This window comes from Veillonella dispar, from assembly GCF_937975875.1.
In the GTDB taxonomy this organism is placed as follows: Bacteria; Bacillota; Negativicutes; order Veillonellales; family Veillonellaceae; genus Veillonella; species Veillonella dispar_B.
Map to the genome: position 1 here is coordinate 16,574 of NZ_CALJSP010000095.1, position 15,659 is coordinate 32,232.

Consider the following 15,659-nt stretch of genomic DNA (forward strand, 5'->3'; position numbering starts at 1 on the left):
CCTATAGTCCATAGACATACTACATATGTTTACATTATATACCCAAACATGTATTTTTTGCATAAACAAATAAACCTTATACATCAATTACATTTGATTCTGTTATTATGTCACATTATAAAGACATTCTAAATCAAAGGTAGTAATGTATAAGGTTTAATTAGTTATTATACAATTGCTATTGTAGTTTGTAGTTAGTTGCAAGATAGTTAATATAGCAATTTATAGGTAGACCCTAAATTGTGTCTATAATGATTTAAAATAGTTTCTATACTAATTCTTTTTTGAAAAGTATTGTAGTATGTTGTTTCCCTCTAAAATGAACTTTATCATACGCTTTAAAGCCAAAGGATTCATACATTTTAGGCAACCACGGATGTTCTTTTGCAGTCCCCAATGTAACAGCGGGTGTTTTAAATTGGTTAATCAATAATTCTTCAGCATAACCCAATGTTTCCCGAGCATATCCTTTACCTTTGAACTCAGGCGCTGTTACAAAGTGAGCGATGTGTGGAAATTTATCTGGTGTAGAATATTTCACCCATGGCATACAGAATGTAATAGAACTTACAAGTTGTCCATCAATATACAATCCATATACAGGATAAGTTTCGATCCACGCCTTAGATTCTTCCTCTGTAAAATCAATGGCATCGAATGTAATTGGATAGTCTTTTATGGCTGCATAGCCGTCAATTAATACCTTATGGTATTCCGCTGTATCTGCTACTGTTAATTGTCTAAATTCTTTCATGGTCTTTCCCTCATATCTATATTTTTATTCACTAACTATGTATATTTATTACTTATGAACGTTATTATACACCCATATGTATTTACTTTCAATATTTTTACATAAATATTATATGAAGTTTTTATACCTAATAAGAAAACACAGAATGATATATTGTAATACTAGTATTTTTTTCTATTATTAAAGTTATCCAATATACACGAGTTGTATAAATATAAATGCAACAGTAATGTTAATATTGCTATTTATATTTCAGAGTTAATATATCAATCTTTACATAAACATAAAAAAACAGGATGTATCACTAGGATACATCCTGTTTTTGAGCTTTCACAAGCTCGAGGGGAAGTTATCAATATACTATTGATTAATACGGGAACCGTATACGTCGCGTTGAGTTTTAGGTTCGTTGTTAACGCGAACACGTTCTGTTTTATGACGATCATTGTCAGCACCAGAAATACGGTCAACACGGAAGTGGTTAAGACGAATATTTTGTAATTCAGGACCAAATTCGTTCATAGCACGTTTCATGTTGTCATCGATAGGAGCACCATTTTGAAGTGCACGGTACAACATAGTAGCGAATTCGTAACGAGTCATCTTAACATCGCCTTTGAATGTGCCATCAGGGTAGCCAACAAGGATACCATTACCAGCCAATTGGCTAATGTATTGATAAGCCCAGTGATTACGAGGAACATCTGGGAATTCAGCAGTTTTGCTAGGATCAATTGCATGTGGAGTCAAGATTTGTAACAAGTTGTTATATTTGTTTTCCATGTCTTGAAGACGTGCATTCAATTCAGCAATTTCACGACCCATAGCTACACGAGAGCGGGACTCAGGGGAACGTTTACCAAGACGGATAGATACGCCAGCGTTCAATTGAGTTTCGCCAGTACCTACTGTACCACCAACGGAGAACATTGTGTCTTCGTTAGGACGGTAGAAAGCACCTAATGCAGCGGAGTTAGTATTGTGGTAGTGACCATAACCAGCAGCGATTGTCCATTTGTCATCTGGGTTGAAGTCCAATGGATGCAATGCAGCTAATGCAGCAGAACCTGCACCTACTTTATTAACGCGTTTTTCAACATTACCAACACGGTTATTCAAGTTATTGATATTATTGTTGATTGCACCTGGTGTGGAATTGTTGATTTGAGTTTGCAAATCATTTGCTACGGAGTACAATTGGCTACCGTTTACAGCATCTGTGGAGTCAGCGGAAATTTTACCAGCTGCTACGTTGTGGATTTGGCGTTCTTCACCAGCTTTACCAACGGATACAGAACCTACAGGGCTAGTGCCTGCGAAGCCACCATATGTATGACCAGCTACTGTTGCGTTAGTTACGTTAGTAGCAGAACGAGTTGTAGAGTTAGCACCTAATGCAATGGAGTTTGCAGTGGATGCATTAGCTTTGTTACCGATTGCAATGCTGTAGTCAGCAGTTGCAGCTGCATCAGAGCCAAATACATTAGTACGTACGCCTGTTGCTTGAGCGCCAGCGCCAAATGCTTGTGCATGATCGCCAGTAGCTGTTGCAGAGGAACCGATAGCATTAGCATGATTTCCATCAGCTTCAGCATCAGCACCGATTGCATTAGCTTTGTAACCAGTAGATTTTGCTTGGTGGCCAAGTGCTAAAGAACGTACATCAGCTGCGTGAGCGCGTGTACCAATAGCAATACCCCAAGTTTTATCAGCTTGAGCTTCATGACCGATAGCAATGGATTCGCTCATATTCGCTTGAGCCTTGTTGCCGACTGCTAATGCAGAGCTACCTAATGCAGTATTTTCAGAACCAATAGCTACGGAATTACTATTCCAAGAGCCGTTCAAAAGTGTAGCAGAATCTGGTTCATTATCGAAAGTACGATCGCGGTAATTTGTAGTTGTACCAGATACAGTATTGTTATAACCATAGCCGATAGCATTTGTACCACTAATTACATTGCTATCACCGAATGCTTGTGCAAATGCACCAGTTACACTATTACCATCACCAAATGCATTAGCTTGGTTACCATTAACAGTATTTTGGTTACCATATGCACTGCTAGAACCGTTAGCGCTTGTAATTAAATTGCCTTGACCTACAGCAATGCTTGTAGCTGTACCATCAGCAACGGTACCATAAGCAACACTATTATGTGTAGTGTCAGGAGATGCTGTAGCATTACCAGCAGCAAAGATAAAACCTTGTGCTGTTTGAATTTCTGCCGCATTAACTGGTGCAGTTGCAGATAGACCTACAGCAGCTGTTGCAGCCAATACAGCAAACGCTAATTTTTTGGAATGTTTGTTTTCTCTCATCTTACACCCTCACTAAATTAAAATTCTTAACCAAACACAATACAATTTTTCATCCTCTCTAAATTCCGCCTCTCTCCTCGGGCTAATCAAATATACTTCTTATTTTGAGCTAAGAAATATATTCAATTCATTTTAAGAAAAATTTATATTGTTGATTACCCGCATAGAATATCAAAGTTTTACGATATAAACAAGCCTTTTTCCCATATAAAGTTCATTAATAACTCTTCATAATGCCAAAAAATAGCATGATTACTGGTATTCTTTGTTGTATTAATATGCTCATCGATTTTAATTATGAGTAAAAAAAATCACACCTTTTCTAAGATTCTACAGAATATATATTGTATAGCTTATAAATAATTATTACTTTAATAAGTTAAACAGATATTTAACCTTTCCAGTTATTCCTTATTCACATTAATTTCATGAACACTTTCTGAATTTTTACAAAATAGAATATTTAATCATTTTTCTGAATTTTATACTATTTTTATTTTTATGCTTAATAGCATAACACATCTTATTAAACAGGTAGATAAGTATATACTAATCACCTAATTTTTCCGCATAAGTTTACAAAAATACGTCTTACTCTATATGTACATCGTCAATATTCTTTCCATCCCCACCCTAAAAGCTAAAAAACTCCTACGTTCTATGAACGTTAGGAGCTTTTTATATATTAAGCCAATAAGGCTTTTACAAGTTCTTCTGCTTTGCCAAAGTCATCTGTATCTGGGTTCCAGTTACATTTAATTTCTGGTTCAACAACAGCGAATCCATATTTAGTTAATTCTTCACGCAATACCTTAGTGGATTCACCAGACCAACCATAGGTACCAAATACAGCGGCCTTTTTATTCTTGAACTTCAACTCGCGTAAGAAGTCAAGCCAGCCTGCCACAGAAGAGATTACGCTATTCCCTACTGTTGGCGAGCCAACAGCAATGGCTTTAGACTTGAATACCTCTGTCATAATATCATTTTTATTGGTTTTACTGATATTAAAGATCTTAACTCGTGTATCAGGAGATTGTTTTGCAATTTCATCAGCAATTTTATGAGCCAATTTCTTCGTACCATCCCACATAGTATCGTACACCACTGTGATTTGATCTTCTTGGTATGCTTGAGACCATTCATAGTACTTCTCTACGATTTGCAATGGATTTTCACGCCAAATAGCACCATGACTTGTAGCGATGATATCGATTGGCAAGTTGAGCTTTTGAATCTCTTCAACCTTAGCTTTTACCAATGGAGAGAATGGGTTCAAAATATTAGCGTAATATTTCATTGCTTCTGCCCATAAACGGCATTGATCCGCCTTATCGGCCCACAATTCTTCTACGGCGAAATGTTGACCAAAGGCATCGTTGGAGAACAAGATATTGTCGCCAGTCATATATGTCGCCATAGAATCCGGCCAGTGAAGCATGCGCATTTCTACGAATACCAATGATTTACCATTACCGATATCTACGGAATCCCCTGTTTTTACAGTTTTGAAATTCCATTCTGGATGATGATATTGACCAACCAAAGACTTAACGGCATTTTCTGTACAGTAAATCGGAGTATTCGGGATTTTTTCCATCAATGCAGGCAAGGAACCGCTATGATCGACTTCGCCGTGGTTACATACGATGAAATCAATCTTGTTTAAATCAATTTCAGATTCCAAATTATCAATAAATTCAGAGGAATGTGGTTTCCACACAGTATCGATGAGGACTGTCTTTTCCTCTTCAATCAAGTAAGCATTTTGGCTAGAGCCGTTATTAATGCTGTAATCAGAACCGTGGAATTCTTGTAATTCCCAGTCAATTTTACCAACCCAAGATACGTTATTTTTTATATGCTTTCTCATAATAACCTCCATAATTCTTGTGAAAGTCTTTCACAATTAACAATATGTATGGCCTATGTGGTATCTATGTATAGATCTATCTATACTGTTATGCATATATCACAACTCGGTCATTAATTATGGTTTTATTATAATCATATCGCATAATTAAGTCTGTATCTGTAGGTACAGATTTGAGAATTAATATAAAAACCACCCATAGATAATCAAATTCTGTACATTAGCGTACAATAGATTTCCCATGAGTGGTTACGACTATATGCAGTTTTAATAGTGGATTGCTTATTATCCGGCCTAGATAATCTTGGATAACCTTCGATTATTCATTCTCAGGCTTAGATAATCCTGGGATAGCTTTATAGATATATAATGCAATATATCCATCAACCATGCTGTGAATGATAGTACCACCACCAACAAGAACAAATACGACATAGATAATGTCAATATTTGGAGCAGTAGTTGTAGTATAAAATAACAAGCAAGCCAATACTTCAGCAACAGCATGAATCAAAGCGCACACAAAGTTAAAAGTCACAAAGGAAAAAGCATTAGATAATACTTCCTTGTGATTTTTAAGATACCAGGCACCTAGCAAAGCAAAAAAGATATGTGATGCTGCACGCATAACAATAACGATAGGAAATCCTGCTACAAAGAACCCTAACGTAGAGCCAATAACTACACAGGCTGCCGATTTACGCGACAAAAACATAGCCAAAAAGATTGGCACGTGACTCGCCAGTGTGTAAGAGGCTGGTGGTATGACGACTTTCAATGGCATTACGATAGGAATCATAATTGCTAAAGCCATTAACAACGCAGTAATAGTGAGATTTCTGTACATAGTTGATTTCATGATAAACACCTCATTTTAAAACTATACTAAATACAAGCTATAAAATACCTCACCAAATGCGATGCAATGTCGTAAGCGTTCTTTTACCGCACATGATATAGGATCATGCATCTGACTATATGATAGAAATCAGAGAACTAGTCAAGATGCACGACCTTATATAACTACAAACGTTTAATAATAGCTTGTGCCACTTCTGTCGTACCCACACGTTTTAAACCATATCAGTAAATATCATCGTCCCCATAAATTAAGGATCACAACGCCTATTACAATTAAAGCGATTCCCAATACAGTATAAATATTAATTCCTTCACTAAATATAAAGACAGAAATCAATGTCGTCACAACAAGCCCCACGCCAGACCATGTAGCATAGGTAACGCTCAGCGGAATATATTTCAACACATGGGTTAACGTATAAAACGACCCTATGTACCCAAGCGCACACGCAATGGTCTGCAACGGCCTTGTAAACCCGTCAGATGCTTTTAACATTGTCGTTGCAAATAACTCTAACCCAATTGATAAAGCTAATAAAAAATATGGTAACATGACATCTTCCGCAAAAAAGAGAGGGCATCCCAACCCTCTCTAATTTAATAAAAATACATAAATCGTCTACATTATAACGCATATAGTACGATTAAGAAATGATTTATTTTACATTATAAAATTTATGAAACCATATTCCGTCTTTTATAAACGTTCGATAACAGCTTGTGCCATTTCTGTTGTACCAACGCGCTTCAAACCTTCACGGTAGATATCACCAGTGCGGTAACCATCAACAAGGACTTGTTCAACAGCTTTTTCAATAGCGTCAGCCACTTGTGGTAAATCAAGGGAATGACGGCACATCATAGCGGCAGACAAGATTGTGCCTAATGGGTTCGCCAAGTTTTGGCCCATGATGTCTGGTGCAGAACCGTGGATTGGCTCGTACAATGCTGTGCCTGTACCCATGGATGCAGATGGTAAAAGCCCAATGGAACCGGAGATAACAGCGCCTTCGTCAGACAAGATATCACCGAATAAGTTTGTTGTAACGATAACGTCGAATTGTGCAGGATTTACAACGAGTTGCATCGCTGTATTATCCACATAGAAGTAGTCTGTTGTGATGTCTGGATTAGAAGCAGCTTTCTCTTGAGCGATTTTACGCCACAAACGAGAGGAAGCCAATACATTTGCTTTATCTACGGATACAACCTTTTTGTTACGTTTGCGAGCTGTTTCCATAGCGATGTCCATGATGCGCTCTACTTCGTAACGGCTGTAAGTTTCTTTATCCCAAGCGAACTCGTTAGCACCTTCGCCTTGTGCCTCTTCGCGTTCACCAAAGTAAATACCTCCAGTCAACTCACGAACGATAACGAAATCTACATCTTGTACGAGTTCCTTTTTAAGTGGAGAATACTCTTGCAAAGATGGATAGATTTTTACAGGACGCAAGTTACAGAACAAGCCAAGCTCCTTACGAAGACCAAGGATTGCTTTTTCAGGACGGATAGAAGGATCTACATTATCCCATTTAGGACCGCCTACAGCACCAAGCAGTACAGCATCAGCTGCTTTACAAGCCTCGATAGTATCCTCAGTCAAAGGCACACCGTATGCATCAATAGACGCACCGCCCGCTTTTTTATCAATCCAATTAACCTTTACACCAGCTTTCTCAAAAGCCACATCACACACAGCCTTCGCTGCAGCAATAATCTCAGTACCGATACCATCACCAGGGATCAATACGATATTCTTTTCGCTCATATTACCTCTCCAATATATAGTAAAAGATTGTAAACCTCATACTCTCCCCCAGTGCCCTTTGCGAAGAAATCGCAATAGCACTTAATGGAACAAGAGCTGGCATATGCCTTGAGACCGACTTAGCTCGCTTTGGAGGCTCGAGAGGCATATGCCAGCTCGAACCTCGTATTAACGTCTACTTGCGGTTTTTCGCAAAGTTCACAAGACCGCCAGCTGCTGCAATATCTTGAATGAATTGTGGCAACTCAGTCCCTTGGTATTGTTCGTTTTTAGTCAAGTTGTACACGATACCTTTAGACAAGTCTACGCCGATAGCATCGCCTGCTTCAATGCGATCAACTTGTTCACCGATTTCCACTACTGGTAAACCGATGTTGATAGCATTACGGAAGAAGATACGTGCAAAGGAGTGTGCTACGATAACAGGCACGCCTTTCGCTTTGATAACGCCTGGTGCGTGTTCACGGGAGGAACCGCAACCAAAGTTTTTACCAGCTACCATGATTTCGCCAGCTTTCACATTGGGAGCGAAAGTAGTATCAATGTCCTCCATCGCATGTTCAGCCAATTCGTTCCAGTCAGCAATCGCCAAGTAACGAGCCGGAATGATTACGTCTGTATCTACATCGTCGCCGTAGCGCCAGATTTTTTTACTTTCAAAATCCATATTAAACCTCCTCAGGGCCTGCAATGCGGCCTAATACAGCACTTGCTGCCGCCACGTAAGGGCTTGCCAAATATACTTCAGAATCAACGTGACCCATACGACCACGGAAGTTACGATTTGTAGTGGAAACTGTACGTTCCCCTTCAGCCATGATACCCATGTAACCGCCAAGGCATGGACCACATGTTGGCGTGGACACAGCGCAGTCAGCTTGAATGAAAATATCCAACAAACCATCTCTCATAGCTTGATCATATACATCTTGGGAACCAGGGATTACGATACAACGAACGAATGGAGCTACCTTGCGGCCTTTGAAGATTTCCGCAGCTGCCACCAAGTCTTCGTAACGGCCATTTGTACAAGAACCGATGATAACTTGGTCGATTTTAATATCTTTATCGATTTCGTTGATGTAATGTGTATTGGATGGCAAATGAGGGAATGCTACAACTGGTTGCAATTTAGACAAGTCAATTGTAATCGTTTGAGCATACACTGCATCAGGATCAGGATTAATAGGTTCTACAGGACGATTTACGCGGCCTTTGATGTATGCTTCAGTAATTTCATCATAAGGGAATACGCCACATTTACCGCCAGCTTCGATAGCCATATTACAAATTGTAAGGCGGTCAGCCATAGTCATGTGTTGTACGCCTTCGCCAGCGAATTCAAGAGCCATGTAACGAGCGCCGTCTACGCCGATTTTACCGATTAAATCAAGGATTACGTCTTTACCAGTTACCCATTTGTTAGGTTTGCCGATAAGTTCAACCTTAATTGTTTCAGGCACTTTGAACCAAGTTTTACCTTCAGCCATAGCAACGCCTGCATCAGTGGAGCCAACGCCTGTGGAGAATGCATTTACCGCACCATATGTACAAGTGTGGGAGTCAGCACCGATCATCATTTCCCCAGGACCGATAAGACCTTTTTCTGGCAAAATAACGTGCTCAATACCCATTCTACCGACTTCGAAGTAGTTTGTAATGCCATGTTCACGTACGAAATCGCGCATGACTTTCGCTTGTGTAGCAGATTGAATATCTTTGTTTGGTGTGAAATGGTCAGGCACCAAGTAGATTTTATGACGGTCAAATACAGGTTTGCCGATTTTTAAGAACTCTTTACGCGCCGGTGGAAATGTGATGTCGTTCATCAATACCGCGTCCAAATGACATTCAATGATTTGGCCTGGTTTTACAACATCAAGACCCGCGTGGCGAGCCATATTCTTTTCAGTAATGGTCATACCCATATTATTGTTCCTCCTGTTGTTCTAGCTCCATAGCTAGGAATACTGAGTTAACTGCATTAATATATGCATTTACACTTGATTTAACGATATCGGTGCTGATACCACGACCATGATACAAGCGACCGTTGTATTCTACCTTAAGGGTTGCTTCCCCAAGGGCATCTTTACCGGCTGTGATAGCACGGATTTGGTAATCTTTTAAGCTGATTGGCAAGCCCACAACACGTTCAACCGCTTTAAGGGATGCGTCAACTGGACCATCACCTACAGCAGCATCGGCCTTTTCACCTTCTGGTGTCATGAGGCGTACGTCTGCATAAGCATAACCTTTTTCACCTAATTTATAGTATTGAGCCACAAGCTCGAATGCTTTTTTGTGATGTAAGTTATCTACGACAAGCGCAATAATATCATCATCGTATACTTGTTTTTTACGGTCTGCCAATTCTTTGAATTTAGCGAAGAGGTCGTTGATTTTCTCTTCTGTGAAAGATTGGAAACCAAGTTTTGCCAAATGATCTGCAAAGGCATGACGGCCAGAATGTTTGCCCAATACGAGGTCTGTTTTTTCAGCCCCTACGGACTCAGGAGTCATGATTTCATACGTTTCAGGGTTGCTCATCATGCCATGTTGGTGAATACCGGATTCATGAGCAAAGGCATTAGAGCCAACGATTGCTTTATTGGGAGGTACTGCTACGCCTGTCAAACGGCTTACAAGTTTAGACAATTTAGTAAATTGTTTTGTATCGATGTTCACTTGAAGATCGCCGAAGTATTCGTGGCGTGTTTTAAGAGCCATTACTACTTCTTCGATACCCACGTTACCAGCACGTTCGCCAAGGCCGTTAACTGTACACTCAACTTGACGAGCACCTGCTTCGATAGCTGCCAAGGAGTTTGCATTAGCAAGGCCTAAGTCATCATGACAATGAACGGAGATAATTGCATTTTCAATGCCTGGTGTATGTTCTTTGATGTAACGGATTTTGTTCGCAAATTCGTTAGGGATCATATAACCTACTGTGTCTGGCACATTAAGAATTGTGGCACCGCCAGCAATAGCTACACCGAACACTTCACACAAGAAGTCTAAGTCTGTACGAGCTGCGTCTTCACCGGAGAACTCGATTTCATCGAATTTGCCTTTTGCAAACTCTAAGATAGATTTAACGCGGTCCAATACCTCTTGGCGAGTCATTTTCAATTTATATTTCATGTGGATTTCGGATGTAGCAATAAACACATGCAAACGGCTACGTTCCGCATCTTTCAATGCTTCAACTACCTTTTGTACGTCCTTTTCGTTGGCGCGCGCCAAGCCACAAATGGTTGTGCCTTTTACTTCGCGTGCAATCGTTTGTACTGCTTCAAAATCCCCTGGGGATGCTGCTGGGAAGCCAGCCTCGATTACGTCGATGCCGAGGCGTGCAAGGCCTTTCGCAATTTCAACCTTTTCTGGTGTTTGTAATGCTACGCCAGGTGTTTGTTCCCCATCACGAAGGGTTGTATCGAAGAAATATACGCGATTTTGATCCATAATCTTCACCTTTTCTATTCTAATAAAACATAACACTGTATTATATCTATCCATTGTGAAAGTTTAGTAAAACCGCCGATTTCAACACTATTTCGGCTGATGCCAGCGTAGATACATCAAATCAGTAATTTTACTAGACTTTTACAATAAAAAAAGCCCCTCAGAACAACTATCGTTGCTCAAAGGGGCGTTATATTCATAACACGGTACCACCCTAATTGGGACTCGTTGCGGGTATAACGGAACCACCGTCGATGACTACTGCTGCATTCGCCACCAAAGCTCACGGGAGAGTGTCAGCGTACAACCTCTATTGCCTCGCACCAACCGGCAACTCTCTGAAAGCAGGATTTGTAAACCTTTATACCCATTCATAGCTTGTTTTTAAGATATAAAGGTATTATACGGTATTCTATAAAACTGTGTCAACAGGATGGACATGTGAGTTTTGTGAAAACACAGTTTTATCGTTACAATTTGACATCCCCCATGATCTCATGAATACTGTAAATAAGCAGTACCAATGATTGGAGGAATTATTATGAGTGGTTCAAGCAAATTCTTCTTTATTTTATCGGGTATTGTAAGCATTATCCTGGGGATATTCTTACTCTTAAATCCCGTTATTAATCTCATAGCTTTTGCCTGGCTTTTTTCTATTATCTTTTTCGTCAGTGCGGTCAGCTCTATTATAAATTATTTTACGTTATCGTCTGAATTACGTAGCGGCTGGTATCTTATCAGCGGCATTATCAATGCTCTATTCGGTATCTATTTAATATCCGGCGGATTTGCATTCCTACCATTAGTACTCCCAATCACAATCGGCATCTGGATGGTAATTGAAGCCATCTTTATTTTCATTAAATCAAGAAAGTCCAACAGCATGGTATCACTCATGGGACGTAATGCAAAATGGCTTGCACTAATTCTTTTACTATTAGGCCTATTACTTATATTCGAGCCGATCGCTTTTGGTGAAGCATTTATCTATTTCATCGCCTTCGGTTTCTTATTTGACGGAATTTATTCCATCGGTGAGGCTTTTAAAAAATAGAATATAACTAAATAATTACACTATAAGATTGACCATGTACTGCCAAAACAGCTGTCATAAATTACGATGTCTATTTCGTATTTGTGGCAGCTATTTTATTTGTTTTGGCTAGCCGTCATGGTAAATGTATTCGCCTACTACATTTGCAAGTGGTTAGACGCTTTTCTAGCTCTTTTATTTAGCAACTAGCCCAACGCTCTAACATTAGCGTAATAATGGGGTTATAGGACAAAAATTAGTACAACCCTGTAGTAATTTAAAATCCCCTTGATCAGTACCAAGATACTCATCAAAGGGATTATATTAATTATGAAAAAGACAAATAGCCCTTCGTTATCCTAGGATCGCTATTAAATTCAAGTCACATCTTAGGCTTTAAATATAACACCATTATGCTCTAGTTGTTCCACTGTTTTTTTACCAATGCCCGGTAGCATCAATACTTCTTGTTTAGTAATTGTTTTAAAATCATCTACTGTGTATAGGCCGGCTTGTGAAAGTGTAATTTGTGCACCAAACCGTATATTGTCATATACCGGATTTCCACGCAAAGCCCCACCTTTAGCAACCTCTACGGGGCTCATATGAGCGGACTCGCGTTTTCCCATATAACTATCATTAGAGTACCGATTTATAACAGTTCGACCGGTAACACGTTCATACGCATCATATAGAGTCTGCCATAATGGACTTTCAAAATCCACTAATTGAGTTGGTAAAAATGAGATAGCAGTATATAAGCTTATTAATTCTCGTGGGTCAGAATCTATATTGCTCACTTGGTCTACCATATACATAATAGCCTCTAAATGATCTTCTACAAAATCGTTCCAGCGCGTTGCATCTTGTAATAACCAATCAATATCTTCATATTCATCAACAAGATCTGCTAATACATCATGGGCTATCTTGCTTTCACCACACTGCAAAGCCAATAGAATATACAGCATATGCATAGGCAACATGATATCCGGAGCCTGATTAAATGCATTTTGTATATCATCGCAACATGCAAGATATCGCTGATATACCTTGCGGCCGCGATCCCAGTTGGCAGCTCCACAACAAGCAACCATCATATACACAAGAAATCCCGAATGATCTTGCTTGTCTCCGTGAAAAACTGGCGTAAAGCAGGCAATCGCATCATTATACATATTATATTCTAAATATATCATCCCCATGTCGATGAGGCAACGCATATAAGGACGCGTCTCTATTATATTCCAATCTATTTTCTTTGGTTTTTTCAACGATTCTACTAGCTGTTTCAACTGATAAATTTGAAAGCTTGGATGTAACTCAAGGGCTATGAGTTCTCGTTTAGCATCTACTTCATCAGGACATAATGCAAGGATTTCATTGTATAACTTCCTTGATTTCTCATTCGTATCAGCCTCTTCTGCAGCCTCATATAAATCACGTAATTTCATTTCTATCGTATTATTAAAATCACCACGATTATATTGAGTCATAAATGCGTCTAACAAATCCTCAATAGATTTGAAATCAGATTCATGTTCGGATACAAATTGTTTCTGTAAACGTAATAATAACTCACTATAAAAGTTAAACATAGAGTATCTCCTTATACATATGAACGTAAAAATACTACTCATATGTAATATAGCACGAGGGAATATATTAATTCTAGAGGTAATACCTCGACCTATTAATATCTCATCTGAAAATGGGTTGGCAACTAGACGATAAAAGGGTTATAGGACAAAACGTGTTGGTACTTTAATCCCAATCATTGAAAGATAATTTGTCATAGTTATGCAAATCACCCCAAGAAATGGCATCCCCCCAAGTTGGAATTATGCCTTGAAGTTGGGCTCTTTCATTCATAGAACTATATATTGTAGAAATACTTGCATCAGTTGGCATTACCTTAAGTATTTCTTTTGCAGAAAGCGGTCTTGGTGAGTGTAAATAACACCACCAAAAGACCGCTTTTATACGTTTTTCTACAGACATTCCTCGATGGTACCGCAATAAACGTCTGAGTTGTGCGTTTACTCCGCCTTCAATAGGGTTATTAGTCCTCGGACATTCTTTATCCAACACCAATGTTTCATCTAAATATCGAAACATTGTCTCTGTATTAATTAATACCACTAGAGAGTTATAGGCTTTTAGTAATCGTTCATGCGTAGCTCTTAAATTATCATTACTATCACGTGTCATTTCATTTAGAAACTCTTTAAAAGTCACCCTCCAATTAAATAATCGTTGAATCCATATTTTTGCATCTTCCTGTGTTTTTACGTTATATAAATCGCTTGCTAAATCTTTTAACATAATGCCTGCTAATGTCTTAGGCCGCCTAGTAGTGTAACGATGTACTTGCCATACGGCATGAACAATACAACGTTGAAGCTTGGCGGTACGCCAAACTTTTTTTAATGCTTTTCTAAGACCAGATCCACCATCAGAAACGACCACAATGGGGGTCGCTATTCGCTGCATAAGAGCTTGCCATGAGCGAGACTGTTCTGACCTACATAAATACCACCCTAATACATATTCACCATCATAACAGATCAAAATACAAGCTTTTTTAGCTAAGTAAATACCATCAACGAATACCACATCTCTCGAGGTTTCAATTTTGGGCGGCATAGGCCATATTTGCCAGAAATCAGCTATCTGTCTACGAAATGTACGGCCCTGCCCAGGCATGTCCTGTTATGTTTCTTTACTAAATAACCAATTTAGAAATCGATGAAAACATTTAGTAGTATTATCAATAGTTTGTGTAAAGGTGATGTTACACTGCTTACAATGCCATCGTTGTGATCCAGCTTTAGTTTTCCCATATTTTTGACAAGAAAATCCACAATTTATACATCTTACCAGCATGATTATTCCCTCCACTTAGAACACGATTTTCTAAGAAGATATAACCTTATTAAAGCCAGTAAAATCAAGGATTTTGGGACTTTTTACCAACACATTTTGTCCACCCTCTAAGTTTATCAAAAGAACTTAAAATAGCGATGGAGCCAGTAATTTACTGGCTCCATCGCCTATAAAATCAACACGTTTTGTCCTATAACCCCATTCTCGTTAGTAACTAGCACAATAAAAATAGCAGGGCTGCCACCCTGCTATTTTTTCGTTCATATGAGACTATGTCACATATTGACATCCCTTGTCATATATAGAATAACACTTCACTATAGTGTAGTCAATAAATCCTCTACGCAATCACTCTTAAAAGCTTATCCACTCTAAATTCTCAAAATTATTTAAAATTCGTTTATCCATTTTTACCACTTGATTGGAAAACTCTATTCGATTATTAACAAATGAAATATCTGTATACCATTCCTTTAAACTAGCATACACTTCATTCTCTAAATCAATAATAATGGTTTCAATGGGATCCCAGGTTTTGCATCTTACAGACTCGACCATAACCATACTATTACCTATGAAAGTAACGTCCCTACCATAAATCCAAAACGGTAATACTTTCCCCTTTATAGAAATAGAATATATAGCATCTCCATGAGGTGGTTCCGTTTCATATTGTGCTTTTATATTGTAC

Annotated in this window: 12 protein-coding genes, 1 pseudogene and 1 other annotated feature; of the genes and pseudogenes, 1 reads left to right on the plus strand and 12 read right to left on the minus strand. The window is 38.7% G+C overall.

The window, feature by feature from the left end; all coding sequences use genetic code 11:
* Positions 1 to 268 precede the first annotated feature (268 nt).
* The 9 genes from Q7P05_RS04445 to Q7P05_RS04485 form a co-directional block, all read right to left on the minus strand.
* Positions 269 to 754 carry a GNAT family N-acetyltransferase gene (locus Q7P05_RS04445; RefSeq protein ID WP_303930748.1) on the minus strand — a complete coding sequence of 162 codons (486 nt, stop codon included), beginning with the start codon at positions 752 to 754 and terminating at the stop codon, positions 269 to 271.
* A 360-nt stretch (positions 755 to 1,114) separates the two neighbouring features.
* Positions 1,115 to 3,076 (minus strand): S-layer homology domain-containing protein, encoded by a 1,962-nt coding sequence (locus Q7P05_RS04450; RefSeq protein ID WP_303930751.1) that lies wholly within the window; start codon positions 3,074 to 3,076, stop codon positions 1,115 to 1,117.
* Between the two features lie 685 nt (positions 3,077 to 3,761).
* The gene (locus tag Q7P05_RS04455) at positions 3,762 to 4,949 is read right to left on the minus strand and encodes an MBL fold metallo-hydrolase (protein ID WP_295233502.1); all 1,188 of its coding nucleotides are present in this window, start codon (positions 4,947 to 4,949) and stop codon (positions 3,762 to 3,764) included.
* Between the two features lie 319 nt (positions 4,950 to 5,268).
* Positions 5,269 to 5,808, minus strand: coding sequence for a hypothetical protein (locus Q7P05_RS04460; RefSeq protein WP_303930752.1), 540 nt, complete (start codon positions 5,806 to 5,808; stop codon positions 5,269 to 5,271).
* 234 nt (positions 5,809 to 6,042) lie between these two features.
* The gene (locus Q7P05_RS04465) at positions 6,043 to 6,363 is read right to left on the minus strand and encodes a multidrug efflux SMR transporter (RefSeq protein ID WP_303930753.1); all 321 of its coding nucleotides are present in this window, start codon (positions 6,361 to 6,363) and stop codon (positions 6,043 to 6,045) included.
* 144 nt (positions 6,364 to 6,507) lie between these two features.
* Positions 6,508 to 7,578 (minus strand): 3-isopropylmalate dehydrogenase, encoded by a 1,071-nt coding sequence (gene leuB / locus Q7P05_RS04470; RefSeq protein WP_295784051.1) that lies wholly within the window; start codon positions 7,576 to 7,578, stop codon positions 6,508 to 6,510.
* A 175-nt stretch (positions 7,579 to 7,753) separates the two neighbouring features.
* Positions 7,754 to 8,245: a 3-isopropylmalate dehydratase small subunit gene (locus Q7P05_RS04475; RefSeq protein WP_178884135.1), complete on the minus strand. Its 492-nt coding sequence runs from the start codon at positions 8,243 to 8,245 to the stop codon at positions 7,754 to 7,756.
* A 1-nt stretch (position 8,246) separates the two neighbouring features.
* A complete protein-coding gene (leuC, locus tag Q7P05_RS04480; RefSeq protein ID WP_303930754.1) occupies positions 8,247 to 9,506 on the minus strand; it encodes a 3-isopropylmalate dehydratase large subunit in 1,260 nt (419 codons plus the stop codon).
* 1 nt (position 9,507) lies between these two features.
* A complete protein-coding gene (locus Q7P05_RS04485) occupies positions 9,508 to 11,046 on the minus strand; it encodes a 2-isopropylmalate synthase (protein ID WP_213467495.1) in 1,539 nt (512 codons plus the stop codon).
* Between the two features lie 180 nt (positions 11,047 to 11,226).
* Positions 11,227 to 11,430: a binding site (T-box leader), on the minus strand.
* Between the two features lie 157 nt (positions 11,431 to 11,587).
* Between Q7P05_RS04485 and Q7P05_RS04490 the strand changes: the two genes are divergently transcribed.
* Positions 11,588 to 12,103 (plus strand): DUF308 domain-containing protein, encoded by a 516-nt coding sequence (locus Q7P05_RS04490; RefSeq protein WP_303930755.1) that lies wholly within the window; start codon positions 11,588 to 11,590, stop codon positions 12,101 to 12,103.
* Positions 12,104 to 12,471: 368 nt separating this feature from the next.
* Here Q7P05_RS04490 and Q7P05_RS04495 read toward each other — a convergent pair whose 3' ends face one another.
* The 3 genes and pseudogenes from Q7P05_RS04495 to Q7P05_RS04505 all read right to left on the minus strand — a co-directional run.
* On the minus strand, positions 12,472 to 13,680 hold the full coding sequence (locus tag Q7P05_RS04495) for a hypothetical protein (RefSeq protein WP_303930756.1): 1,209 nt from the start codon (positions 13,678 to 13,680) through the stop codon (positions 12,472 to 12,474).
* A 166-nt stretch (positions 13,681 to 13,846) separates the two neighbouring features.
* Positions 13,847 to 14,968: pseudogene (locus tag Q7P05_RS04500) on the minus strand (IS1249 family transposase).
* 354 nt (positions 14,969 to 15,322) lie between these two features.
* The coding region (locus Q7P05_RS04505; RefSeq protein ID WP_303930757.1) for a hypothetical protein at positions 15,323 to 15,659 on the minus strand (337 nt) is incomplete at its 5' end.